This is a genomic window from Rhodoligotrophos sp. CJ14 (assembly GCF_038811545.1).
GTDB lineage: Bacteria > Pseudomonadota > Alphaproteobacteria > Rhizobiales > Im1 > Rhodoligotrophos > Rhodoligotrophos ferricapiens.
Map to the genome: position 1 here is coordinate 1332868 of NZ_CP133319.1, position 24250 is coordinate 1357117.

Consider the following 24250-nt stretch of genomic DNA (forward strand, 5'->3'; position numbering starts at 1 on the left):
GGTGGGGGAATGTCGTTTACACGTCGAAGCTTTATGACCGGCGCGCTCGCTCTGACCGGCGCCGGCCATGCATGGCCCGCTCTCAGCCAACCGGCGAACACCCAAGCCTTTTTCGGCCCGCCTGTGGTCGATAACGGGGTGACCTACCGCTCGACCAATTTGGCGCGGATCGACCGCAAGTGGCGCCGTCAGATCGTGCCTTATGACAGTATCGAGCCTCAGGGCACTGTCGTCGTCGATACGCAGAATCACTTCCTCTATGTGATTTTCGAGAACAGCACGGCGCTGCGCTATGGCGTCGGCGTCGGCAAGGAAGGGTTCAAGTGGTACGGGCGCGCGCGCATCGATCGCAAGGCCATCTGGCCGAGCTGGACGCCACCGCCCGAGATGCTGAAGCGCCGGCCCGAACTGCCGCGCTTCATGGAGGGCGGTGCCGACAACCCGCTGGGGCCGCGGGCCCTCTATCTGTATCGAGACGGCAGCGATCTCGGATATCGTATTCACGGCACGGTGGAGCCTTGGAGCATCGGCCATGATGTCTCGAGCGGCTGTATTCGGATGCTGAACGAGGATGTGATTGATCTCTATCAGCGTTGTCCGAAGGGCACTGCTGTTCTGGTGCTGAAGCACTTGGGTTCGATGGATGCCTGAATGAGCGGCGCGTTGCCGCCACGCTTCTGAGGCGGGGACAGACAGGGGGGATTGGGGATGACGGCATGCGCGATGACGGCGGCGGCCCGCGTGGCCTTTCTCATAGCCATGGCCTGCGGGCTGGCGGCTTGCGGCGGCGCGACCACCCAGGGCCCGCAGCTGCCGGCCCCGCCGGTCTTGTCGGAAGGCGAGCCCAGCGCCGCCCTCACTCAGCCCGGAACGGAAGAGGACTTCATGGTGAATGTCGGCCGGCGCACCTATTTCACCGCCGGCTCGGCTACCCTCGATGAAACGGCCAAGGTGACGCTCCAGAAGCAGGCGGAATGGCTGAAGCTATATCCGCAATGGCCCGTGAAAATTCAGGGCTTTGCCGACGACCCCGGATCAGCCTCGGCCAATCTCGATCTATCCAAGCGTCGCGCCGAGGCGGTGCGTGATTATCTCGCCTCGCTCGGTGTTTCCCAGGAGCGTATGACTGTTAAGGGTTATGGACGCGACCGTCTTGTTCGCGAATGTGCGGATGTTTCCTGCGTATCTCAGAATAGGCGCGTAATCACCAATCTGCAGGACGAGCCCGTGAGTTAACCGCATCACAGCGAACTCGCTGTAGCCTGGGCGCACTTCTTGCCTAAACCGGTAATTCACGGCAGCTCAAGCTCACGGAGACGCAGCCCATGAAAGGATTTACCCTATTTCGCGTTGCAGGCGTCGGCGTAATGCTCTTCTCCTTGTTCGGTGTCTTTTCAGGAACCGCTCATGCCGCGCAATGCGAGCCGCCAGGGGGCTTTCCCGCATGGGTGAAGAGTTTCAAGGCTGAGAATGCCAATCTGTCCCCTCGAACCCTCTCGGCGCTCGACGGGCTGACTCTCAACCAGCAAGTTCTGAAGCTCGATCGCAACCAGAAGCATTTCAAGCAGTCCTTCGAGCAATTCGCCAATTCCCGCATCACCGCCGGACGTGTCCAGAAGGCCCAATCCATGCTGAGGCGTCATGCGTCCCTGCTGAGGCGGATTGAGCAGCGCTATGGTGTGCCCCCTCAGATTGTCGTTGTCATCTGGGGGCTTGAAACCGATTTCGGCACCAATATGGGCAAGCAGGATGCCATTCGCGCACTGGCAACCCTCGCCTATGACTGCCGCCGCACGGAAATGTTCCAGCGTGAGCTCTCGGCCGCGCTGCAAATCATCGAGCGTGGCGATCTCCGGCCTTCACAGATGCGTGGCGCTTGGGCCGGAGAGCTTGGCCAGACCCAGTTCCTTCCGAGCAACTATCTGCGCTTCGCCGTTGATTTTGATGGGAATGGCCATCGCGACCTGATCCGCAGCGTCCCCGACGTGTTGGCATCGACCGCCAACTATCTCAAAGGTTATGGCTGGAGGCCGGGTGCTGGCTGGGAGCCCGGTGAGCCCAATTTCGCCGTGCTGAAGGAATGGAACCGCGCCGATGTCTACGCGCGCACCATCGCCCTCTTCGCAACCCGGCTCTCCCCGACCAATTAACGTAGCGTCGACAGAGAAGGTTTGTCCGATGAGAACCTTGCATGCCGCGCTCCTGGCGGGCGCGATGGTGCTGGCGATTGCTCCAGCAAAGCAGACCATGCGCCCACCTCCGAAGAGAGGACCAGGATCGAAGCCAAGCGGAAGGAGCTTGGCTTCAGCTCTTGGGAAGAGATCGAACTGGAAGACAATGACACAGTCTGGGAGGTGAGCGACGCCATAGGATCCGATGGCGCCGAATACGAGATCAGGCTGGATCCCAACACACTCCAGGAGAAATCTTGCGTGCGTGATTGATGGCGCAGCGGTTCTCTTCCACTGGCGCGACGAACAATGCGGATGCCGATCACCCGTATTGTTCTCGGGTCTTCTAGAGCATTTTCGAGCGAAGCGGATACCGGTTCGCGTGAAGAAAATGCGACCAAGCAAGAACTAGAGCGGTTTCGCGATTCAAAGAAAAAGCGGAAACGCTCTAGGCGATAACCACCTCGTAGTTCTCACCCTGCCAGCGCTCCTGCTCGAGCCACTTCAATGTGAAGCCGATACGGGTTCCAACCGGCGCCTGTTCCGTCGGAAGATCAACGAGATAGATCCCAAAGGCCGCGGCCTCAACCGGACTGTCTTGCGTGGTTTTCCAGTCGTCTATGGTCCAGTGGACGATTGCCGGCGCCATGACCTCCACGCGCAGCGTCTTGCCCTGAGGGATGGTCCGCACACGATTATTGGACCGCCACGAACGGAAAGACGCCGTGATCTTGCGATGCTGATAGCGCTCGACCGGCTGTGGCGGCATGTCGAACACCCGGCCGTCATGCAGCGACCGCAACAGCTTGATGTGCTCGCTATGGGCCCAGACCAGCGGCATGGCACTTCCCGAAGGCTTGCCCCGATAGAGCCCGCGCTCGGGAATGTCTTCGCTGTCCCAGACCTGCTCGGGAATAAGGCCGCCCTCATTTGACGAGCTTTCCAGCGTCTTCAAAAGGCGCCCCGCCTCCTCGCTCCGGCCGGCGGCGATCTCGTAATGCGCTCTTTCGCCTGTGAGCAGCGGCCAGGCTCGCCCGACGCCGATCCCATCGAAGGACCGGCCATCCTCCTTCTCACCATAGCCATCGCCATTATACCGGTACCAGACAGGGCCCTGCGGCAATTCCACCTTCAGCATGTCATCGATCACCTTGACGGTGTCGAGGATGCGAGGATCATCCGCCGCGCGCAGGCCGAAGCGCACCAGGGCCAGAGCGTCCGGGCTCACGATCTGGCTGGCCGGCTGGTCCGTGCTCTCGGGCGGGCGGTTCTTGATCGGGACAAAGCCATGCATCGCAGATGCGGCCGTTCCCTGCTCGGGTGGTGCGATCCGCACGTAATAGCCGGAAATGCCAAGCCTTTCGGAGATCGGCGTGTCGGTCGCGAATGTCCACCGCTCGATCTCGTCATTCCAGCAATCAGCCGTATCGCGCGCATATTGCGCATCGCGCTTATGGCCCGCCAGCTCGAGAATATCCGCGCCCGCAAGCAGACCCGCGATCTCGACCGCGAGCGTGAAGGGAGAAAAGCCCGCATCCTCTTCCCAGCGGTCCTGGCCGGTAACCGGGCCGTTGCAGACGAGATAGCGGACCGCCTTCTGCACCATTGGCGTGAACCGCTCGAAATCATCGACCGACAGGTGGCCTTCTCGGCGCAGCATATCCATGAGTAGGATCGGGAAGGCGCATTCGTCCATCTGCACCCCGCGCCAATAGGGCTCGCCATCGAGCCACATGTTCTGTGACCAGTGGCCGTCCGCCTCCTGCACCGTGTGAAGGTAACGCAACACAGCCTTGGCCTCGTTCACCGCGCCAGCCGCGAGGAACCCGCCCGCCGTCTCGACGAGATCCCGTGGCCACACCAGGTGATAGCCGCCAAGATCCTCGTCGCCCTTGTCGGTCCCCCACGGCACCGACAGGCTGGCGATCACGGCACCGGGAAATGAGACGGGTGAATGAACCGCAAGAACCGAGGTGCTCACCCGGTAATGGTTGATGCGGCCGGCCTGAGGCCGGTCCAGGGGGAGAAGGCTATCCTGCCAGGCCCGCCATCCCGTGGTATAGCCTTTGAGTGCCGCCTTGAAGCCCGCTTGCATCGTGGCGAGCGCGCGATACGCAGCCTCCTGCGGCCGGCTGGCGATCGAAAGCGCGAGCAGAAAAGGCTCGCCACCCGTCGCTGCCAGGTCGATCTCGCCGGTCATGGCGACATTCCCGTCGGGCGCCTCGCTATAGCAGCTCACCAACTGCTTATGCTGCGCGAGTTGCTGCCATCCATCGGAACTGCCGACATAACCGACCGAGCGGGCGCGCCAGGGGATCGAGCAGGCGACCGCCAGCGAGGCACCGAACAGGCCGCGCGCAAACAGCATCGGGGTGCCCTTGTAGTCGTCGATCCACGCGGTGTTATGCGCCCCCGCATTGACGAGATGCGGCGCGATCAGCGCAAAGAGCCGGTAATCCCGCAAACTGCCGTGCAGGGGCTCGAATCTCACCTCCTGCAGCACGGTGTCCCTGAGCGGATCCGTGATAATCCGCTTCTCGATCCTGTAGCGGCCGTCGAGCGCGAGATTGGTGACATGGAAGCCGGGCACGCCCTCGTCGATCATCTCGATGTGATGCTCGGCATGGCGCTTTTCTTCTGAGAAGTAATCGCTGCCATCGGTCACGATCAGGCCGAAGTCGCGGGTACAGGCGGTATCGACCCGCGGAAAATAGATCTCGTTGAGAATCCCGTGGCTGATCGTGAACCAGATCCTGCTATTCGCAGTCAGCGCCGTGCCAACACCACTCTTGGCGCTCGACGTCCACCGGGCCTCCATCCCCGGCCCCCCAGGTGCCTGCATGCGCGTGCTCCGTTGTGAGATTGTCCGCGAAATCGGTAAAGGCTCGTCGATTGGCGCCCAGCCAGCCTGACAGGGAACCGCGACCCGCCCAACAGGGTTCTGCGGGCTGATCGGCAATGTCACGGATTATTCGCGCGCGCCGCTTAATATGCCGTTTCCCGATAGAGACGGAATACCGGCACGCCGACACGCAGCGGCCGCTCATCAGTTGACAGCGGCGCGCCTTCGCACCTAGCATTTGCACGCCACGTCGACTGGAAACAATAAATACTGTTTAGAACACAGTCATTATTGTTTCACCTTAAATGCACCAGAGAATAGATCCCACAGGAGTGCGGAATGACTTTCAAAGGCGTGGATGCAGGCAGAACACCCCCGGCATCATCCATCGCTGGCCCGGCATCTGGGCTGAAGCCTCAGGATAAAATCGACCTCCTGGCCATCAACACCATCCGAACCTTGTCGATGGACGCGGTGCAGCAGGCTGACTCAGGTCATCCCGGCACGCCCATGGCCATGGCGCCCGTAGCCTATACTCTGTGGCAGCAATTCTTGCGCTTTGATCCGGAAGATCCGATCTGGCCCAATCGCGACCGCTTCGTCCTATCCATCGGCCACGCCTCGATGCTGCTCTATTCCTTGCTCTATTTGAGCGGCGTCAAATCGGTGAACCCGGACTACGAGATTCTTGGCGCACCGGCGGTCACCCTGGACGACATCAAGCATTTCCGCCAGCTCGACAGCAAATGTCCCGGCCATCCCGAATATCGCCTCGTCTCGGGCGTTGAGACCACGACCGGCCCCCTGGGGCAAGGCGTCGCAACCTCCGTCGGCATGGCGATCGCCGAGCGCTGGCTTGCTGAGCGCTACAACCGTCCTGGCTTTCCGCTCTTCGATTATCGGGTCTATGCGCTCTGTGGTGATGGCGACATGATGGAGGGCATTTCCGGCGAGGCAGCCTCCATTGCCGGCCACTTCCAACTCTCCAATCTCTGCTGGATCTATGACTCGAACCACGTGACCATCGAAGGTCACACCGACCTGGCCTTCAGCGAAGACGTGGCCGCCCGGTTCCTCGCCTATGGCTGGCACGTGCTGCGCCTGTCCGATGCCAATGACACCGATCGGCTGGCCCGGGCGCTGGCGACCGCCGCCGAGACCACCGACCGCCCCACCCTGATCATCGTCGAGAGCCACATCGGCTACGGCGCGCCCAACAAGCAGGACACGAGCGCAGCCCATGGCGCGCCCCTCGGCGAAGACGAGATCCGCCTGGCGAAACGCGCCTATGGCTGGCCGGAGGACGCGAAATTCCTTGTGCCCGATGGCGTCCGCGAGCGCTTTGCCGAAGGCATGAATGCCCGCGGCCGCGCGCTGCGCACCGCCTGGGCGGATTTGTTCGAGCAATATCGGGCCGCCCATCCGGACCTCGCCCGTGAGATCGAGCTCATGCAGTCCCGGGGGCTTCCCGATGGCTGGGATAAGGACATCCCCACCTTCCCCGCTGATCCCAAGGGGCTGTCCGGCCGTGACGCCTCGGCGAAGGTGCTCAATGCCATCGCACCAAATTTGCCATGGCTTCTGGGCGGTGCCGCCGACCTTGCCCCCTCGACCAAGACGAGGCTCACCTTTGAGGGTGCGGGCGATTTCGAGGCTGGCAGCTATCTCGGGCGGAATTTCCATTTCGGCATCCGCGAGCATGCCATGGGCGCCATCTGCAACGGCATGTCGCTCTCCAAGCTGCGGTCTTACGGTTCGGGCTTCCTGATCTTCAGCGACTATATGAAGCCCGCCATCCGCCTTTCGGCCCTGATGGAGCTGCCGGTGATCTATGTCTTCACCCATGATTCGATCGGCGTCGGCGAGGACGGGCCAACCCACCAGCCGGTCGAGCAGCTTTTGGCGCTGCGCAGCATTCCGGGCCTTCTCACCCTGCGTCCGGCGGATGCCAATGAGGTCGCCGAATGCTGGCGGGTGATGCTGAGCGGGCATCACACACCGGCCTGCCTCATCCTGTCTCGCCAGAATCTTCCGACCATCGACCGGCAGAAATTTGCCTCTGCCGCAGGCACTGCCAAAGGCGCCTATGTGCTCGCAGATCCTGACCAGGGCGAGCCCGAGGTCATCCTGATCGCCACGGGCAGCGAGGTCTCGCTCTGCCTCTCGGCCTTTGAGCGGCTCACACAGGAGGGCATTCGCGCCCGGGTCGTTTCCATGCCCTCATGGGAACTGTTCGAGATGCAGGATCAGGCGTATCGTGACGAAGTGCTGCCGCCGCACATCACGGCCCGGGTCTCGGTGGAGCAGGCCTCCACCATCGGCTGGGACCGGTATGTCGGCAGGATCGGCACCAAGATCGGCATGCACACTTTCGGCGCGTCAGCGCCGCTGAAGGCGCTGCTGACGAAATTCGGCTTCACGCCGGAGAAGATCTACGAAGCCGCGCGCGCCCAGATCGCGCAACGGTGAATAAACCGTATGAGTTTAGCCTGGGGCTCAGGGCGAGCGCGGCAGCCGCTTCCAATGCCTGCCGCATGGAGTAGTTGATGACGACCGCACAACATCCGATCACGACAGAAAATCCGCTGCAGCAGCTTGCAAATTTCGGCCAGTCGGTCTGGCTCGATTATGTCCGGCGCAGCTTGATCGCATCCGGCGGGCTCGCCGCGCTCATTCGCAACGACGGCCTGAAGGGTGTGACCTCCAACCCCTCCATCTTCGAGAAGGCGATCGGCGGCAGCACGGATTATGATGAGGATTTCGCCCGTTTCGTTGCGGAAGGCGACCGGTCGGCTGGGGAGATCTACGAGCACTTGGCCATCGGCGACATTAAGGCGGCGGCGGATACCCTGCGCGGCGTCTATGACGAAACCGGCGGCACCGACGGCTTTATCAGCCTGGAAGTCTCGCCCTATCTCGCTCTGCGCACGGAAGACACGGTCATCGAGGCCCGCCGCCTTTGGAACGCGGTCGATCGCCCCAATCTTATGGTCAAGGTTCCCGGCACCGAAGCCGGCGCACCCGCCATTCGCACCCTCATCGGTGAAGGCATCAATATCAATGTGACCCTGCTCTTTTCGCAGGAAGCCTATAAGGCCGTGGCTGAGGCTTATCTCGCGGGGCTCGAGGACTACCACGCCAAGGGCGGGAATATTTCTCGCGTGGCGAGCGTCGCAAGCTTCTTTGTCAGCCGCATCGACACGGCGATCGACAAAAAGATCGAAACACGCATCGCCGCCGGTGACCCCAAGGCCGAAGAGCTGGCCGCCGTCAAGGGCAAGGTTGCGATCGCCAACGCCAAGCTCGCGTACGAATATTATCAGGAGCTGATCACAACGCCGCGCTGGCAGAAGCTCGCCCAGCTTGGTGCAAGGCCTCAGCGCCTGCTCTGGGCCTCTACCGGCACCAAGAACAAGGCCTATAGCGACGTCCTCTATGTCGAGGAGCTGATCGGCCCAGACACCGTGAACACCATGCCGCCCGCCACCATGGATGCCTTCCGCGACCATGGCCGCCCGCGGCAAAGCCTCACCGAGGACATTGAAGGCGCAAAGGCCGTGCTCGCGTCCGCCGAGCGGCTCGGGCTCGATCTCGATGGCGTCACAAATCAGCTCGTCACCGAGGGCGTGCAGCAATTTGCCGATGCCTTCGATGGCCTCTTGGGCGCCGTTGCCGGGAAGCGGCGGCAGAGCCTTGGCACCAAGCTCAATGGCCAGACCTATAGCCTGCCGCCGGCCATGAACGAGGCGGTGAAGACGCGGCTTGATCAACTGCGCATTGCTGGCCTGCAGCGGCGGCTCTGGGCGCGCGATGCGAGCCTCTGGACCAATAGCGATGAAGCGAAATGGCTCGCCTGGCTCGATATTGTCGGCATCGAGCAGCGCGATATTAAGGTCTTGACTGACCTTCAGGCGGATATCCGCAATACCGGCTTCAAGCACGCCCTGCTCCTCGGCATGGGTGGATCAAGCTTGGGCCCGGAGGTTCTCACGCGCACCTTCGGCAAGAAGGAAGGCTATCCCGAGCTGCTCGTGCTCGATTCAACCGATCCCCAGCAGATCGCCTCATTCGAGCGCCGGATTGACCTTGCGAACACCGTTTTCATCGTCTCGAGCAAATCCGGATCAACCCTCGAGCCGAATATCCTCAAGGACTATTTCTTCGACGCCGTAGGCAAGGCGATCGGCCAGGACAAGGCCGGCAGCCGCTTCATCGCCGTGACCGACCCCGGCTCGCACATGCAGCAGGTGGCCGAGGAAGACAAGTTCCGCCATATCTTCTTCGGCGATCCCGGCATTGGCGGACGCTATTCCGTCCTGTCGAATTTTGGCATGGTCCCCGCGGCCGTCATGGGGCTTGACCTCGACCGCTTCCTCACAGCCACCGCCATCATGGTCGAAAGCTGCGGCCCCGACGCGCCACCGCTGGAGAACCCCGGCATTCTGCTCGGCACCATCCTCGGTATTGGCGCCACAACCGGTCGCGACAAGGTGACGGTGATCGCCTCCCCGGGCATTTCCGATGTCGGCGCATGGCTGGAACAGCTGCTCGCCGAATCGACCGGTAAGCAGGGCCACGGCATCATCCCCGTCGATGCCGAGCCTTTGGGCGCGCCCACCGTCTATGGCAGCGACCGCATCTTCGCCTATCTGCGTCTCGACAGTGCTCCCGATGAGGCACAGGATGCTGCCATCGCGGCCCTTGAACAGGCTGGCCAGCCGGTGGTCCGCATCAGCTTGGCCGACCCCTATCAGATAGGCCAGGAATTCTATCGTTGGGAAGTCGCGACCGCTGTTGCGGGCAGCGTCATCGGCATCAATGCCTTCAATCAGCCCGATGTCGAGGCGAGCAAGATCGCAACCCGGCAGCTCACGGATGAATATGAGCAGACGGGCAAGCTTCCCGAGGAGACGCCCTTGCTGTCCGCTGACGGGCTCACCCTCTATGCGGATCCGAAGAATGCAGAAGCGCTCAGCGCCGCTGCCGGCGAGAAGACGGTCGATGCCGTGATCAAGGCGCATCTCGCCCGCGCCAGACCTGGCGATTATGCGGCCCTCCTCGCCTATATCGACCACAATGCTGAGAACACGGCGACGCTCACGGCGCTGCGCACCCGCATCCGTGATCGGCTGAAGGTCGCAACCTGCGTCGGCTTTGGCCCGCGCTTCCTTCACTCGACCGGCCAGGCCTACAAGGGCGGACCCAATTCAGGGGTGTTCCTGCAGATCACGGCCGATCCCTCAGCGGATCTTGCCGTGCCAGGCCGCAAATACAGCTTTGGCGTGGTTATTCTCGCCCAGGCCCGCGGGGATTTTGCGGTGCTTGCCGAACGTGACCGCCGTGCCCTGCGCGTCCACCTCGGCAGTGATGTTCAGGGCGGACTGAAGCGGCTTGCCCGAGCGATCGATAACGCACTCACCTGATTCGACTCTCACTGATTTCCATAAAAGGGACTATGGCGATGCAGCTTGGAATGATCGGTTTGGGACGCATGGGGGGCAATATTGTCAGACGGCTGACCCGTGCGGGCCACCATTGCGTGGTTTACGACCGCAACGCAGCTGCAGTCACGGAACTGGCCGGTGAAGGCTCCACCGGCGCCTCGGGCCTTGCAGATCTCGTGGCCAAACTCGACGCCCCGCGGGTGGTCTGGGTCATGCTGCCCGCCGGCGCGCCAACCGAAAGCACAATTCAGGAGTTGTCGGGCCTCATGAAGCCCGGCGACATCATCATCGATGGCGGCAATACCTTCTATAAGGACGATATCCGCCGCGGCGCCGCCCTCAAGGAAAAAGGCATTCACTATGTGGATGTCGGCACATCGGGCGGGGTCTGGGGTCTCGAGCGCGGCTACTGCATGATGATCGGCGGTGCCAAGGAAGCGGTCGACCACATTGATCCGATCCTCGCCGCCCTCGCCCCCGGCATCGGCTCGATCGAGCGCACGCCGGGCCGTCAAGGGCGCGACCCCCGCCCGGAGATGGGCTATATCCATACAGGTCCCATTGGCTCCGGCCATTTCGTGAAGATGGTCCACAACGGCATCGAATATGGTCTGATGCAGGCCTATGCCGAGGGCTTCGACATCCTCAAGAACAAATCTTCCGAGGCGCTGCCCGAAAATGAGCGTTACACGCTCGACATGGCCGACATCGCCGAGGTCTGGCGCCGTGGCAGTGTCATTTCATCCTGGCTGCTCGACTTGACCGCCCAGGCGCTCGCCGAGGACAGCTCGCTCAAGGATTATCCCGGCGAGGTGGCCGATAGTGGTGAAGGCCGCTGGACGATCAATGCGGCCATCGAGGAAGCGGTTCCTGCGGAGGTGCTGACCGCAGCCCTTTTTGCCCGCTTCCGCTCCCGCCTCTCCCACACCTTCGGCGAGAAGCTCCTGTCCGCCATGCGGTTCAAATTTGGCGGCCACACCGAATTCAAGCTGAAAGATTGAGCCTATGGACGCGCCAACCAAGACAGCTGCGGCATGCCTGCCCAGCAATTCCAAAACCGCGCCGCCGTCCACCCTGGTGATCTTCGGTGCTGGCGGTGACCTGACGAAGCGCCTGCTCATTCCGGCCATCTATAATCTGGTCAATGACCAGGCGCTGGATGATAAATTCCAGATCATCGGCGTTGATCTCGTTCCCAATGATGATCAGGGCTTCCGCAATCATCTCACCGAGAACATGCGGGCGCTGATCGCCTCGGGACGCGGCGAGTTCGCATCAGCCGAACTGGACGATCAGGCTTGGAACTGGCTGATCAGCCGCACCTTCTATGTCTCCGGTGATTTCGGCAATATCGAAACGTTCACCAAGCTGAAGGCGCTGCTGGACCAGCGTGAACAGGCGAGCGGCTGCGGCAACGCGGTATTCTACCTCGCCGTGGCTCCCCGCTTCTTCGGGCCAGTTGTCGAGCAGCTCGGTCGTGCAAACCTTCTTGACGAATCCGGCGCCCACTTCCGCCGGGTCGTCGTCGAGAAGCCCTTCGGCACGGATCTCCAATCGGCGAAAGCCTTGAACAAGCAGATCCTCAAGGTTGCCGACGAGCGCCAGGTCTTCCGGATCGATCATTTCCTCGGCAAGGAGACTGTGCAGAACATCATGGTTCTGCGCTTTGCCAACGGCCTGTTCGAGCCCATCTGGAATCGCGACCATATCGACCATGTCCAGATCACCGCAGCCGAGACCGTAGGCGTTGAAGATCGCGGCCGCTTCTACGACGCCACCGGCGCGCTGCGCGACATGGTCCCCAATCATATGTTCCAGCTTCTCTCCATGATCGCCATGGAGCCGCCCAACTCCTTCGATGCGGATGCCATCCGGTCCGAGAAGGCCAAGGCGGTCGAGGCAATCCGCAATCTGACGCCCGAAGAAGCGGTGAGGAACGCCGTCCGCGGCCAGTATCGCGCGGGCAAGGTGCTCGGCAAGCCGGTCAACAACTATCGCGACGAGCCCAACGTCTCACCCACCAGCATGACCGAGACCTATGTCGCCATGAAGTTCATGATCGACAATTGGCGCTGGTCGGGCGTGCCCTTTTATGTGCGCACCGGAAAATCCCTGTGCACCCGTCGCACCGAGATCGGCATCCAGTTCAAGCAAGCCCCCCATGTGCTGTTCCGCAATCTGAATGTCGGCGAGATTCAGCCGAACATGATGGTGTTCCGCATTCAGCCCAACGAAGGCGTCTCGCTGCGCTTTGCCGCCAAGCGGCCCGGCCGCGAGGTCGAGATCGAGGATGTGCGGATGGATTTCCGCTATTCCGATTATTTCAAGGCGGAGCCGTCTACGGGCTATGAGACGCTCATCTATGACTGCCTCACCGGCGATGCCACCCTGTTCCAGCGCGCGGACAATATCGAGGCCGGCTGGGCCGAGGTTCAGCCCTTGCTGGATGGTTGGGCGGCCAATGATGCGCCTCTTGAATTTTATGAAGCGGGCACCGCTGGCCCCGCCGCCGCTGATGCGCTGCTTGCGCGTGACGGCTTCAAATGGTTGCCGCTGACATGAACGAGCCATCGCAACGAACTTCCGGACAGGAGGGATCAGGCCTTGCCGCCCGGCACGGCGGCAAGATCTCCATGCTGGTGACCGATGTGGATGGCTCGCTCGTCACCCGCGACAAGCTGCTCACCCCAGCAGCCATCGCCGCAGCCCGGGATCTGAAAGCTGCCGGTATCGCCTTCACCGCCGTGTCGAGCCGGCCGCCCCGCGGCATGGCCATGCTGATCGAGCCGCTGGGTCTGAGCCTGCCTTTGGGTGCCTTCAACGGCGGCACCATCTTCATGCCCGATATGGCGATCATCGAGCAGCGTTCGGTCCCACGCGAGGCGGCCGAGCACGCCGTCAAGGTCATGCGCGACTATGGCGCCGATATCTGGGTGTTCAGCGGCGACAAATGGCTGATCACCAATCCTGACGGCGATTATGTCCCGCGCGAAAAGCGCACCGTGCAGTTCGAGCCGACCGTCGTTGCCGATCTCGCCCCCTATCTCGGCAGTGCGGGCAAGATCGTCGGCTCTTCCAAGGATTTCGACCGTCTGCACCAATGCGAATTGGTGTTGGAAAAGGAATTGCTTGGCATAGCCACCGCCCGCCGCTCGCAGAACTACTATCTCGACATCACCCCGCCGGCGACGGACAAGGGCTACGCAGTGCGCACCCTCGCCCAGGCCGTCAATATTCCGCTCAACGAAGTCGTCGTCATCGGCGATATGGTCAATGATCTGCCGATGTTCCGGGTGGCAGGCCTCGCCATCGCCATGGGCAATGGCAGCGACGAGGTGAAGGCGGCCGCCGATCATGTGACCGACACCAACGACAATGACGGCTTCGCCAAGGCGGTGGCGAATTTCATTTTAGCCCGCAGCAGAGGGAGCGCGGCATGATGCCGAATGTCTATGTGGCACGGGATGCCGACGGCCTCGCCGTCCAGGTCGCGGACTGGCTCATTGCGCGTATTGCAGCCGCATCAGGCAATTTCGCCCTGAATCTCTCCGGCGGCTCGACGCCGAAACGGCTTTATGCGTTGCTCGCCAAGCCGCCTTATCGGGACCGCATTGACTGGTCACGGCTGCATCTCTTTTTCGGGGATGAGCGCTACGTCCCCCATGACGACCCCGAAAGCAATTACCTCATGGCCGAGGAAACCCTCATCGCCCATGTGCCGGTACCCCGCGAGAATGTCCACGCCGTGCCGTCGGGCCCCTCACCCGCCGGGGCCGCGAGCGCTTATGAGGCGACGCTGAAGGCCTATTATGGTGCGCAGGAGCTCGACCCCGGCCGCCCTCTTTTTGATGTGACCCTATTGGGCCTTGGACCGGATGGTCACACCGCGTCCCTATTCCCCGGCAGTTCGGCGCTCGATGAGAAAGAGCGCTGGGTTCTGCCCGTCATTGGCGCCAAGCCGCCGCCGCAACGTATCACCATGACCTATCCTGTGCTCGACAGCAGTGCGGCCGTGGCCTTTCTCGTCACAGGCGAGGAGAAGGCTCCCATCATCGAGCGCCTTCATTCGGGCGACAAGTCTCTGCCCGCAGGCCGCATAGCGCCCGTGGGTGAATTGCATTGGTTCCTGGATGAGGCGGCCGCTGGTCAGGCGTCGGCCTCATGATCCTGGTCGCCATGGGTGTGTCAGGCGCGGGCAAGACCACCATTGCGCGCGCGCTTGCGGAGCGGCTAGGCTGGACCTTTGCCGATGGGGATGACTTTCACGACGCAAGCGCTCACGCCAAAATGGCATCGGGCATCCCCTTGACCGACATCGATCGGGCACCCTGGCTCGATCGGGTGGCCGCATGGATCGATGCGCGCCTTGCGGAAGGTGTCGATGGGGTGATTGCCTGCTCGGCGCTTAAGCGCAGCTATCGGGACAGGCTGACCCGCGGCAATCCTGATGTGCGCATTCTTTATCTCCGCGGAAGCCGCGCCTTGATCGCGACGAGGCTTTACCAGCGGAAGGGGCATTTCATGCCGGAAACCCTCCTCGACAGCCAATTTGCAACCCTTGAGGAGCCAGGCCCGGATGAAGCCCCGATCATTGTTGATGTGGATAAGTCCGTGCCCGAGATCGTTGATGATGCTATCGCCGCGTTGAACGCGATCGAACGTGGCTGATCAGGCGAGACCGCCCACCGTTTCCCAAATCCGATCATCCCAAAGCCGGATCCCACCGGTGATCCCTGCATCATTGCTCTCGATCCGGACATTCTTCGGCAGCGGCCCCGTGACATGGCCCGCATTCCCGCCACCGAGATGCAGCGTGTCGAAATTCGTCAGGACGGAAAGAATCTCGATCATCCTGAGCACCCGCTTGTTCCACTTCTTTTTGCCGACCTTCTTTCTTGCGGCCTCGCCGAGATATTCGTCATAGGTCATGTCACCCTTGATCGGGTGATGCGCCAACTCGAGATGCGGCGTCAGCCGTCCATTGGCGAAGATCGCCGATCCGACCCCGGTCCCCAGCGTGATGACGACCTCGAGCTGATGGCCTGTGATGAGACCCAGTCCCTGCACCTCGGCATCATTCAACAGCCGCGTGGGCTTGCCCAGAGCCTTGGCAATTTGATTCTGTAGCGGAAAGCCATGCCAGAGCGCGGTATCGAGATTTGGTGCCGTGATTATGGTGCCATCCCGGATCACACCGGGAAAGCCGACCGAAATACGATCATAGCTCGGCAGGGGCTTAACAAGCTCCTTCAGCGCTGCAACCAAGGTCTCAGGCGGGCATGGATGGGGCGTGGGGATTCTTACCCGGTCAGCGACCATATTTCCGGAAATATCGAGAACGGAAGCTTTCAGCCCCGTCCCGCCAATATCAAGGGCCAATGTATGCACCGCCTTTGTATCAGCGGATTTATTCTTCGTTTTTCTCACGGTCGTCATGAATTGATCCCCTGATTGTCCCGCATTTGCTTACTATCTGACATCGCTCTCCGCGCCACAGCTTACCCGTTTTCAGTTTAAAAAACGATTGCACTGATGCGAGAATGGATTTTGCTAAATCCCCGTCCACCTGTATGATGCATAATTCTCAAAGGGCGCGAAGTTTCGCTTGACCGGTCAAGCGGAATTGCGACGATAGAGATGTGTTTAGCTTCTGGGAAGGTCGATGAGCCGCTATAAAGATTATCGAGAGCCGCGCCGGCGCGGCTTCGATGATGACTTCAGTCCGAAAAGCCGTCGTGGATCGGACGACATGCCGTCATTTCGTCAGGGAGGGCAACCCTCCTTCGCTTCGACGGCGGCGCCTACAGGTGCAACCGTGAAATGGTTCAATGCCGACAAGGGCTTCGGATTTGTCGAAGTCGATGGCGGCTCTGAAGCCTTTCTTCACATCCGCCCCGTGGAAGCCGCTGGTCACACCAGCTTGCCCGATGGCGCGCGCCTGACGGTTCGGATCGGCCAGGGCCAGAAAGGCCCGCAGGTCACCGAAGTGCTGGATGTAGACCTGACCACCGCCGCGCCTAGACCCGCACGGGCCCCGCGCACCAGCAACTCCTTCAATGACGCACCGCTCTCCGAGGAGCAGCAGGGCGTGGTGAAGTGGTATAATCCCGATAAGGGCTTCGGCTTCATCGCTCTCGATACGGGAGGCAAGGACGTGTTCGTGCACGCCACGGCTCTCGAGCGCTCTGGAATGACCCGCGTCTCCGAAGGCCAGCGGGTTGTAGTTCAGGTCGCGCAGGGCCAGAAGGGCGTCGAAGCCCGCACGATTCGCGCGGCTGACTGATCACGGCGAGCCAGCGGCGCAGCACTGGCTCGGCTTGTCGTCTTAAGCGCGACGGCTAAATAGTGCAAAAATGCGTTTCCGGGAGTCCGCCCCCGGAAGCGCTTTGATGTCTTACGCCTTCCCACAGAATATCTGTACCAGGCTCGACACGCCTCTCGCGCCCGTGCGCCACCTTGCCGCTCGCGCGACTGCCGTTCCCGCGATCTGCGACCGCCGTGCGATTGCCATGCGCGCGTCAGCCCAGCCCGCGGGGGCATGCCCCGCACCTGCGCTTTCATCTCGGTAAAAAAGAAGGGCCACCCGAGGGCAGCCCTTCCATTGTCATCCGCGTCCCGGCGCTCTGCCGGGTGAAACCTCAAAACGCGTGCGCGACATCCCCGACAGAGGCAAAGACCCGGCTCGCATCATCGGTCCCTCGCGGATTTTGACAATGAGACACTGGATCACCTCCTTTCGAACTATTGACGACATCTGCAGGATAGCTGTTCTTTTCCCTCGCCGTAAGCTTAAGTTTTGTGCATTCAGGCCGTTGACGGATAAGGTGACGGTGTCGACATGGCAATTTGGGGAATTACGTGACACACACGGCGCTGGTTACTGGAGCAAGCCGCGGCATAGGCGCAGCAACCGCCAGGCTCTTGGCAAAGCGGGGCTATGATCTTGCCCTCACCTACGAGACCTCCGCGAAGGATGCCGAGGCCGTGGCCCGCGAGGCGGAGGCTCAGGGCGTCCGGGCCAAGATCTATCAGGTCAATGTCGCCGAGGAGCAGCAGATCCTTGCCCTCTTTGACAAGATTGACCGCGATTTGGGTCCTCTGACCGGCTTGGTCAACAATGCCGGGATTACCGGACCGGCGGGGCGGATGGAGGACCTTCGCGCCGCCGATCTCATGCAGGTCCTGGCCGTAAACGTGTTCGGCAGCATGATCACCGCGCGCGAGGCAGTGCGGCGCATGTCGACGCGTCACGGTGGCAAGGGCGGGTCAATCGTCAATCTCTCCTCCGCTGCCGCGCGAATCGGCAGTCCCAACGAGTTCATTCATTATGCCGCATCGAAAGGCGCGATCGACAGCTTCACCCTCGGGCTTGCCCGCGAGGTGGGCGAAGACGGTGTGCGCGTCAATGCGGTGCGCCCCGGCCTGATCGAGACTGAAATTCACGCCCGTGCAGGCATGCCGGACAGGCTCGCGCGTCTGGCACCACTCAACCCGATGAAGCGCGCCGGCACGGCCGATGAGGTCGCGGAAGCGATCGTCTGGCTCCTGTCCGATGCCGCTTCCTATGTGACCGGCACCCTGGTCGATGTGGCCGGTGGTCGCTGAACCCCGTGTGACCCCGAGGAGACCTAAATGAAGGACTACCAGCAGGCAATTGCAGAATTCGACCTTGCGAAACAGGTAAGCGAGACGCTTCAGGGCAGCCTCGATGAGCTCAACGCCTGTGTCGAATGTTGCGATCGCCATGCACTCCCGGGCCGCATCGCCCTTTTCTGGGAGGGCCGCGACGGTCGCAGCGAGATCTTCACCTTCCGCGATCTGAAGAAACGCGCAGCCCAGCTCGCCAATTTCTTCGCGGCGCAGGGGATCAAACCAGGCGATCGGGTGGCGGGTCTCCTGCCGCGCGTCCCTGAGCTGGTCATCACCATCCTCGCGGCCTGGCGCCTGGGCGCGGTTTACCAGCCTCTCTTCACAGCCTTCGGCCCCAAGGCGATCGAGCATCGCATCCATACCGCTGATACCCAGCTGGTGGTCACCGATCCAGCCAATCGCAGCAAGCTCGACGATGTCGCCGGTTGCCCGCCTGTCATGGTCGTCACCGGCCCTAAGGGCACTGGCCTGCGTCGTGGCGATTTCAGCTTCTGGGCGGAGGTCGAGGGTCAGAAGGCTGACTTCGCCCCCGTTATGCGCTCGGGCGATGATCCCTTCCTGATGATGTTCACCTCTGGCACCACCGGCGCGGCAAAGCCCGTGCCAGTGCCATTGAAGGCGATCATTGCCATGATCGGCTATCTCCGCGACGCGGTCGATCTGCGGCCGGAGGATTCCTTCTGGAATATCGCCGATCCCGGCTGGGCCTATGGCCTTTACTATGCGGTCACCGCCCCGCTCGCCATGGGTCATCCGACCCTGCTCTATGACGGCCCCTTCTCGGTCGAGAGCACCTACCGCATCATTCAGAGATATGAGGTCACCAATCTGTGCGGCGCACCGACCGCCTTTCGCCTGATGCTCGCCGCGGGTCCCGATGCTGCCGCCCCGATCAAGGGCAAGCTTCGGGTGGTCAGCAGCGCCGGCGAGCCGCTCAATCCGGAAGTGATCCGCTGGTTTTCGGAGCACCTCCGCACGACAATCCATGACCATTACGGCCAGACCGAGCTTGGCATGGTGGTCTGCAACCATCATGGCCTTCGCCATCAGGTTCAGCCGGGCACCGCAGGCTATCCCGTTCCCGGCCACCGCGTCGTGGTTCTGGATGAGCAAGGCCAGGAGCTTGCCCCCGGAACGCCCGGCATCTTGGCACTGGACCGCAAGAACTCGCCGCTCTTCTGGTTTGGCGGCTATATGAACCACGACAGCCAGCCCTTTATCGGCGATTACTACCTGAGCGGCGACACCGTGGAGCTGAACCCGGATGGCAGCATCAGCTTTGTCGGCCGGTCGGATGACGTCATCACCTCCTCGGGCTATCGCATCGGGCCATTCGATGTTGAAAGTGCTCTCATCGAACATCCCGCGGTGATGGAGACGGCCGTGATCGGCAAGCCCGATCCCGAGCGCACCGAGATCGTCAAAGCCTTCGTTGTCTTGAAGCCCGGTCATCAACCGACGCCGGAGCTGATCGAGGCGCTCCAGAAGCATGTCCGCAGCCGCCTCTCGGCTCACGCTTACCCTCGCGAGATTGCCTTCGTGGAAGGCCTGCCCAAGACGCCGAGCGGCAAGATTCAACGCTTCATTCTCCGCAAGCAGGAGCAGCAGGCGGCAAGCGCATAGACGGGGTCCGGCGCCCATACAGGTGCGGGAATGTGAGGGAGTATGGGTATGAGGGGCGCGTTTATCGCAGGTCTGGCGCTGATGCTCAGCGCCTGTGCCGCAGCTTCAGCCGGTGGGCTCGCCGAGCCCGCCAATGTCGGCATCGCCAAGATCGCCGCCACCCGCTACCACGACAGCGGCGCCTATGCCCGTGATCTGGAGAAGGTTGCCCGGCTCGCAGAAGCCTGGATCCTGCGCCGTGCCCCGCGAGTGAACAAGCCTGCCCTGGTGCTTGACATTGATGATACCTCCCTGTCGAACTGGCCGGAGATCCTTGCCAATGACTTCGGCCGCTTCGTTGATGGTCCCTGTCTCGCCGGTCCCCATCAGCCCTGCGGCTGGCGTGATTGGGATCTGAAGGGCGCAGATCCCGTCCTTCCCACCACCTTGCGCGTGTACCAGGCAGCACGCGCCGTCGGCGTCACTGTTTTCTTCATCACCGGCCGGCCCGAGTCCCAGCGTCAAGCCACTCTGCGCAACCTGCGTCGCGCCGGCTATTCCACCTTCGCTCGTCTGGACATGGTGCCGGAAAATGCCCGTTTTGCCTCGGCCGCGGATTTCAAAGCGCCGCGCCGACGCGCGATCGAGGCTGAGGGCTATACGATCATCGCCAATATGGGTGATCAGCATTCCGATCTCGCCGGTGGTGCCTCGGAAAGAACATTCCTTCTGCCCAATCCCTTCTACTACATCCCCTAAGTTTCCCCTGGCGGCGTTCCCAATGATTCCGGATTTGACTCTGTTCACGACCCAATTTGCCACCCTCTGGATCATGCTCGATCCGGTGGGCCATTTACCGCTGTTTCTCGGCGCAACCGGCACCCTGAGCACCAAGGACCGCCGCCTGACAGCGCTCTATGCCGCCATCTTCGCCTTTCTCATCCTGGTCTTCTTCGGCTTCGCCGGCCAGGCGCTGCTGCATGCCATGGGCGTGTCGCTGCTGGCCTTTCAGATTGCCGGCGGGCTGATCCTGCTTCTCTTCTCGATCAATATGGTGCTGGGCGAGAGCAAGCCATCAACCCAGCTTCCAGATTCCGCGGCCGAGGGGCGCCCCATCAACCTGGCCGTGTTTCCCTTGGCCACCCCGATCATGGCAGGCCCCGGCGCCATTCTCACCATCGTGCTGCTGATGGACAACAACCGCCTGTCCTTTGTCGAGCAATTGGAGACGGTGGCGGCCCTCGCCCTGGTGCTGGTCTGCTTGACCTCGGTCTTCCTTCTGGGCGACTACATCATTCGCCTGATTGGCCAGCCAGGCATCAATGTCGCGAGACGCATCATGGGCATGGTTCTCGCCGCTGTGGCCGTCAACCTGATTGTCACAGCCTTCGCGAAATGGCTGTCACTGCCACCGATCTGAGGGGCACAGGCGAGACGTCCAGATCACCCTTGCGCGGCGAGCATTGCAAGTTCGGCGCGCAATTCCGCTAATCCGGCACCCTTCTCGGCCGAGGTGATGTGCAAGCGCGGATGTGCCGCCGGACGGCGGGCAAGCCCGCGTTGGACATCATCGGCCACCCGCTGCAGCGCGCCAGGTTTCATCTTGTCGGATTTCGTGAGCACCAGCTGATAGACCACAGCCGCCGTATCGAGCAGCTCGAGCATCTCCATATCCGCCGATTTGAGACCATGCCGGCTGTCGACGAGCACGAAGACGCGCTTAAGCTCGCGCCGCCCCCGCAGATAGTCCCGCAGCAGTGACTGCCATTGCGCCACCAGGGACTTCTCCGCCTGCGCATAGCCGTAACCCGGCATATCGACCAGGCACAGCTGGGAGCCGACCGCATAGAAATTGAGCTCCCGCGTGCGCCCCGGCGTGCCAGAGGTGCGCGCCAATGCCTTGCGCCCGGCGAGCCCGTTCAGCAGGCTGGACTTCCCCACATTGGAGCGTCCGGCAAATGCGATCTCGCAGGCCATCGGATCGGGTAAGGCATCAAGGCTCCTGACGCCGCGCAGGAACGTGATCTCGCCCGCGAACAGTTTGCGCCCGGCCTCGATCGCCTCCTCGGTGAAGAGATCTTCAGGCTTTTCCCGAAAGTCCGGTGCCGACATTTCGTGAACCCAGCCTTCCTCAGCAAGTGACCAGACCGGGCTTAGGATTTCGGCTCGCTTTCCGCCTCGGGTTTCGAGCCGTCCTTCTTCCCGAAGGTCAGCGCGTCCCGCATGTTGCCGAGCAGATCCACGTCTACACCCTGGCGCCGCATGATCACATATTGCTGCAGCACCGAAAGCAGGTTGTTCCAGGACCAGTAGATCACCAGCCCGGCTGGGAACGAGGCGAGCAGGAAGGTGAAGAACACCGGCATCCAGTTGAAGATCTTCGCCTGCACCGGATCCGGTGGGGCCGGATTGAGCCGCATCTGGACCCACTGGGTGATCCCCATGATGATCGGCCAGGCGCCGACCATGAGCATATGCGGCGGTGTCCACGGAATGAGGCCGAACAGGTTGAAGATCGTGGTGGGGTCGGGCGCGGACAGGTCCTTGATCCAGCCGAAGAACGGCGCATGCCGCATTTCGATCGTGACGAACAAGACCTTATAGAGCGCGAAGAATACTGGGATCTGCACCACGATGGGCAAGCAGCCGGAGACGGGTGAGACCTTCTCCTTCTTATAGAGGGCCATCATGGCCTCCTGCTGCTTCATCCGGTCATCCGCATAGCGCTCGCGGATCTTGAGAAGCTCCGGCTGCAGCTTCTTCATCACGCTCATCGATTTGTACGACTTGTTGGCGAGCGGGAAGAAGACCAGCTTCACCAGGACGGTGGTGATGAGAATGGCGACGCCGAAATTGCCGAAGATTCGGTGGAAGAATTCGAGCAGTGAGAACAGCGGCTTGGTGATGAAATAGAACCATCCCCAGTCGATCAGGAGATCGAAGCGGTCGATGCCGTACTCATGGCCGTAGCGATCAACGATATTCACCACTTTGGCGCCGGCGAACACGCGGCTTTGATAAGTGCCGGTCGCCCCCGGCGCGAGCGAAACCGGCGTCTTGCCGAGAAAATCGCTCTGATATGCCTCACGACCGCCGACCTTATGGCTGAAGAAGCGCCCCTCGATCTGCGATTGCTGGTCGGGAATGACCGTCACGGCCCAGTATTTGTCAGTGATCCCCAGCCAGCCGCCGGTTGCCTGATGCGAAATCGGCTTCTCGGCCTCGAGGAGGTCTTTGTAATGCAGCTCGATCAGCCCGTCCTCGCCGAGCACGCCGAGCGGCCCCTCATGCAGAATATAGAAGCCCGCCGTGTGCGGCGTGCCGATCCTGGAGACGAGCGCATAAGGGTAAAGCTGAACGGTCTGCGATCCATTGTTCACCACCTCCTGACGGACGGTGAACATGTAGTCATCGTCGACAGAGATGATCCGCCGGAAAATAAGGCCTTGGCCGTTGTCATAGACGAGCGTGACGGGCGCATTCGGTGCGAGCGTCCCATTGCCCTCGGCGGTCCAGACCGTATCTGACGTGGGAACGGTGATGCCGCTGCCCGGGGTCACTGCCCATCCTTGGTCGGTCCAATAGGCATCGGAGGAGCCTTCCGGCGAAAGCAGGGTAATGATCGGGCTCGTGGGCTCGACCGTCTCGTGATAGCGCTTGAGCCTGAGATCGTCGAGACGCCCGCCCTTGAGATTGATCGAGCCGGTGAGGCTCGGCGTGTCGATCTGGACCCGCGGGCTGGCAGCAAGGGCCTGGTCGCGGGTGAGCGTGCCCGGCGCCGATCCGGCTGCTGCGCCAACGCCGGTCCCTGGGGCACCGGGCGTGGTCACGCTCGGCGAGCTAGACGGAGCGCCGCTTTGACGGTCGGCCTGCTGCTCCTGGGGTGCATCGACCCGCTGCTGCTCCATGTGCGGCACGCCGATGAAGTACTGCCACCCCAGTATAACCAGCGCGGAGAGCACGATCGCCAGGAGGAATTGCTTGTTATCGGCCATAATTACGCGTTTCTCGACAGCTCATGATCTTTCGACGTCGCCAGCCGGGCGGCGCTGCTTGCCTGGCTTGGGCTTGGCCGCTTCGCTCGGCTCCAGCCGCGGAATGCCCGGTTTGCGAGCTTTCGACGCGGCATGAACCTGTGCTGCGGCCCGTTTTAGATCGGCCTGCAAATCTTGGAAGGCGCGCTGAGCTGTAGCACTCCGACCGATGATCACATAATCATACCCGGCAAGCGCGCTATCTCGAAGCGCTGCCTCCGCCGCCGCCCGCAGGCGCCGTTTGATCCTGTTGCGGAGGACGGCTTTGCCGAGCTTGCGCGTGGCCGTGAACCCAACCCGTGCTGCGGCATCATCGCCGCGATCCCGTGCCTGCAGCACCAGCCCCGGCATGACCGATGAGAGCGCCCGCGCAGCAGCAACAAAGTCGCGGCGCCGCTTGATGCGTTCCATGGCCATGGGACAAGCCCTGGAGACACTTGCGAAGCGTTCGGCCCGCATCATGGTTCCTCAAGCAACATCCAGCCTCGGCTCCTCCTGGCACGATGC

General features: G+C 61.9%; 21 protein-coding genes. 16 read left to right on the forward strand and 5 right to left on the reverse strand.

Translation table 11 applies throughout. The features are described 5' to 3' along the window. The first annotated feature begins 9 nt into the window (after positions 1-9). The 4 genes from RCF49_RS06125 to RCF49_RS06140 all read left to right on the forward strand — a co-directional run bounded on the left by RCF49_RS06125 (position 10) and on the right by RCF49_RS06140 (position 2444). The gene (locus RCF49_RS06125; RefSeq protein ID WP_342643154.1) at positions 10-651 is read left to right on the forward strand and encodes a L,D-transpeptidase; all 642 of its coding nucleotides are present in this window, start codon (positions 10-12) and stop codon (positions 649-651) included. A 57-nt stretch (positions 652-708) separates the two neighbouring features. Continuing rightward, positions 709-1236, forward strand: a complete 528-nt coding sequence (locus RCF49_RS06130) for an OmpA family protein (RefSeq protein WP_342643155.1) — start codon at positions 709-711, stop codon at positions 1234-1236. 131 nt (positions 1237-1367) lie between these two features. Further along, positions 1368-2150, forward strand: coding sequence for a lytic murein transglycosylase (locus RCF49_RS06135; protein WP_432807392.1), 783 nt, complete (start codon positions 1368-1370; stop codon positions 2148-2150). Positions 2151-2171: 21 nt separating this feature from the next. Next, positions 2172-2444 (forward strand): PepSY domain-containing protein, encoded by a 273-nt coding sequence (locus RCF49_RS06140; protein WP_342643157.1) that lies wholly within the window; start codon positions 2172-2174, stop codon positions 2442-2444. A gap of 175 nt (positions 2445-2619) precedes the next feature. Here the strand turns inward: RCF49_RS06140 and RCF49_RS06145 are convergent, their stop codons facing one another. Further along, positions 2620-5013, reverse strand: coding sequence for a glucan 1,4-alpha-glucosidase (locus tag RCF49_RS06145; protein ID WP_342643158.1), 2394 nt, complete (start codon positions 5011-5013; stop codon positions 2620-2622). Positions 5014-5352: 339 nt separating this feature from the next. On the opposite strand from RCF49_RS06145, the gene tkt reads away from it, so the two are divergent. The 7 genes from tkt (at position 5353) to RCF49_RS06180 (ending at position 15125) form a co-directional block, all read left to right on the forward strand. After that, positions 5353-7482, forward strand: coding sequence for a transketolase (gene tkt / locus RCF49_RS06150; RefSeq protein WP_342643159.1), 2130 nt, complete (start codon positions 5353-5355; stop codon positions 7480-7482). A gap of 77 nt (positions 7483-7559) precedes the next feature. Beyond that, on the forward strand, positions 7560-10436 hold the full coding sequence (locus RCF49_RS06155; protein WP_342643160.1) for a bifunctional transaldolase/phosoglucose isomerase: 2877 nt from the start codon (positions 7560-7562) through the stop codon (positions 10434-10436). 38 nt (positions 10437-10474) lie between these two features. After that, the gene (gene gnd, locus RCF49_RS06160) at positions 10475-11458 is read left to right on the forward strand and encodes a phosphogluconate dehydrogenase (NAD(+)-dependent, decarboxylating) (RefSeq protein WP_342643161.1); all 984 of its coding nucleotides are present in this window, start codon (positions 10475-10477) and stop codon (positions 11456-11458) included. A 4-nt stretch (positions 11459-11462) separates the two neighbouring features. After that, complete coding sequence (gene zwf / locus RCF49_RS06165; protein WP_342643162.1) at positions 11463-13019, forward strand: glucose-6-phosphate dehydrogenase; 1557 nt, start codon at positions 11463-11465, stop codon at positions 13017-13019. Between the two features lie 71 nt (positions 13020-13090). After that, positions 13091-13897 carry an HAD family hydrolase gene (locus tag RCF49_RS06170; RefSeq protein WP_342644132.1) on the forward strand — a complete coding sequence of 269 codons (807 nt, stop codon included), beginning with the start codon at positions 13091-13093 and terminating at the stop codon, positions 13895-13897. Beyond that, a complete protein-coding gene (gene pgl, locus RCF49_RS06175) occupies positions 13894-14622 on the forward strand; it encodes a 6-phosphogluconolactonase (RefSeq protein ID WP_342643163.1) in 729 nt (242 codons plus the stop codon). The genes RCF49_RS06170 and pgl overlap by 4 nt, the downstream gene beginning before the upstream one ends. Further along, positions 14619-15125, forward strand: coding sequence for a gluconokinase (locus tag RCF49_RS06180; protein WP_342643164.1), 507 nt, complete (start codon positions 14619-14621; stop codon positions 15123-15125). Before pgl ends, RCF49_RS06180 begins: the two co-directional genes overlap by 4 nt. Here RCF49_RS06180 and RCF49_RS06185 read toward each other — a convergent pair whose 3' ends face one another. Further along, positions 15126-15893, reverse strand: coding sequence for an ROK family protein (locus RCF49_RS06185; RefSeq protein WP_342643165.1), 768 nt, complete (start codon positions 15891-15893; stop codon positions 15126-15128). 226 nt (positions 15894-16119) lie between these two features. Between RCF49_RS06185 and RCF49_RS06190 the strand changes: the two genes are divergently transcribed. From RCF49_RS06190 to RCF49_RS06210, 5 genes are all read left to right on the forward strand, one after another. Beyond that, the gene (locus RCF49_RS06190; RefSeq protein ID WP_342643166.1) at positions 16120-16740 is read left to right on the forward strand and encodes a cold-shock protein; all 621 of its coding nucleotides are present in this window, start codon (positions 16120-16122) and stop codon (positions 16738-16740) included. A gap of 575 nt (positions 16741-17315) precedes the next feature. Further along, complete coding sequence (locus RCF49_RS06195) at positions 17316-18062, forward strand: SDR family oxidoreductase (RefSeq protein WP_342643167.1); 747 nt, start codon at positions 17316-17318, stop codon at positions 18060-18062. Between the two features lie 27 nt (positions 18063-18089). After that, positions 18090-19730: an acyl-CoA synthetase gene (locus tag RCF49_RS06200; protein WP_342643168.1), complete on the forward strand. Its 1641-nt coding sequence runs from the start codon at positions 18090-18092 to the stop codon at positions 19728-19730. 48 nt (positions 19731-19778) lie between these two features. Beyond that, positions 19779-20468, forward strand: a complete 690-nt coding sequence (locus RCF49_RS06205; RefSeq protein WP_342643169.1) for an HAD family acid phosphatase — start codon at positions 19779-19781, stop codon at positions 20466-20468. Between the two features lie 22 nt (positions 20469-20490). Then, entirely contained in the window at positions 20491-21129 is a 639-nt protein-coding gene (locus tag RCF49_RS06210) for a MarC family protein (RefSeq protein WP_342643170.1), read from the forward strand. A gap of 23 nt (positions 21130-21152) precedes the next feature. Here RCF49_RS06210 and yihA read toward each other — a convergent pair whose 3' ends face one another. The 3 genes from yihA to rnpA are packed head-to-tail and all read right to left on the reverse strand — an operon-like array spanning position 21153 to position 24160. Next, a complete protein-coding gene (gene yihA, locus RCF49_RS06215; RefSeq protein ID WP_342643171.1) occupies positions 21153-21821 on the reverse strand; it encodes a ribosome biogenesis GTP-binding protein YihA/YsxC in 669 nt (222 codons plus the stop codon). Positions 21822-21862: 41 nt separating this feature from the next. Beyond that, entirely contained in the window at positions 21863-23704 is a 1842-nt protein-coding gene (yidC, locus tag RCF49_RS06220) for a membrane protein insertase YidC (RefSeq protein ID WP_342643172.1), read from the reverse strand. 21 nt (positions 23705-23725) lie between these two features. Beyond that, positions 23726-24160 carry a ribonuclease P protein component gene (gene rnpA / locus RCF49_RS06225; protein ID WP_342643173.1) on the reverse strand — a complete coding sequence of 145 codons (435 nt, stop codon included), beginning with the start codon at positions 24158-24160 and terminating at the stop codon, positions 23726-23728. Positions 24161-24250: the final 90 nt, after the last annotated feature.

What these genes read in the sequence shown, in the direction of transcription:
- RCF49_RS06180 (WP_342643164.1), top strand. Translation starts at nt 14,619, where the DNA reads ATGATCCTGGTCGCCATGGGTGTGTCAGGCGCGGGCAAGACCACCATT.
- rnpA (WP_342643173.1), bottom strand. Translation starts at nt 24,160, where the DNA reads ATGGCCATGGAACGCATCAAGCGGCGCCGCGACTTTGTTGCTGCTGCG.
- RCF49_RS06190 (WP_342643166.1), top strand. Translation starts at nt 16,120, where the DNA reads ATGAGCCGCTATAAAGATTATCGAGAGCCGCGCCGGCGCGGCTTCGAT.
- RCF49_RS06205 (WP_342643169.1), top strand. Translation starts at nt 19,779, where the DNA reads ATGAGGGGCGCGTTTATCGCAGGTCTGGCGCTGATGCTCAGCGCCTGT.
- RCF49_RS06200 (WP_342643168.1), top strand. Translation starts at nt 18,090, where the DNA reads ATGAAGGACTACCAGCAGGCAATTGCAGAATTCGACCTTGCGAAACAG.
- RCF49_RS06210 (WP_342643170.1), top strand. Translation starts at nt 20,491, where the DNA reads ATGATTCCGGATTTGACTCTGTTCACGACCCAATTTGCCACCCTCTGG.
- RCF49_RS06125 (WP_342643154.1), top strand. Translation starts at nt 10, where the DNA reads ATGTCGTTTACACGTCGAAGCTTTATGACCGGCGCGCTCGCTCTGACC.
- yidC (WP_342643172.1), bottom strand. Translation starts at nt 23,704, where the DNA reads ATGGCCGATAACAAGCAATTCCTCCTGGCGATCGTGCTCTCCGCGCTG.
- RCF49_RS06155 (WP_342643160.1), top strand. Translation starts at nt 7,560, where the DNA reads ATGACGACCGCACAACATCCGATCACGACAGAAAATCCGCTGCAGCAG.
- RCF49_RS06130 (WP_342643155.1), top strand. Translation starts at nt 709, where the DNA reads ATGACGGCATGCGCGATGACGGCGGCGGCCCGCGTGGCCTTTCTCATA.
- yihA (WP_342643171.1), bottom strand. Translation starts at nt 21,821, where the DNA reads ATGTCGGCACCGGACTTTCGGGAAAAGCCTGAAGATCTCTTCACCGAG.
- pgl (WP_342643163.1), top strand. Translation starts at nt 13,894, where the DNA reads ATGATGCCGAATGTCTATGTGGCACGGGATGCCGACGGCCTCGCCGTC.
- RCF49_RS06145 (WP_342643158.1), bottom strand. Translation starts at nt 5,013, where the DNA reads ATGCAGGCACCTGGGGGGCCGGGGATGGAGGCCCGGTGGACGTCGAGC.
- RCF49_RS06170 (WP_342644132.1), top strand. Translation starts at nt 13,091, where the DNA reads ATGCTGGTGACCGATGTGGATGGCTCGCTCGTCACCCGCGACAAGCTG.
- gnd (WP_342643161.1), top strand. Translation starts at nt 10,475, where the DNA reads ATGCAGCTTGGAATGATCGGTTTGGGACGCATGGGGGGCAATATTGTC.
- RCF49_RS06185 (WP_342643165.1), bottom strand. Translation starts at nt 15,893, where the DNA reads ATGACGACCGTGAGAAAAACGAAGAATAAATCCGCTGATACAAAGGCG.
- zwf (WP_342643162.1), top strand. Translation starts at nt 11,463, where the DNA reads ATGGACGCGCCAACCAAGACAGCTGCGGCATGCCTGCCCAGCAATTCC.
- RCF49_RS06135 (WP_432807392.1), top strand. Translation starts at nt 1,368, where the DNA reads ATGCTCTTCTCCTTGTTCGGTGTCTTTTCAGGAACCGCTCATGCCGCG.
- tkt (WP_342643159.1), top strand. Translation starts at nt 5,353, where the DNA reads ATGACTTTCAAAGGCGTGGATGCAGGCAGAACACCCCCGGCATCATCC.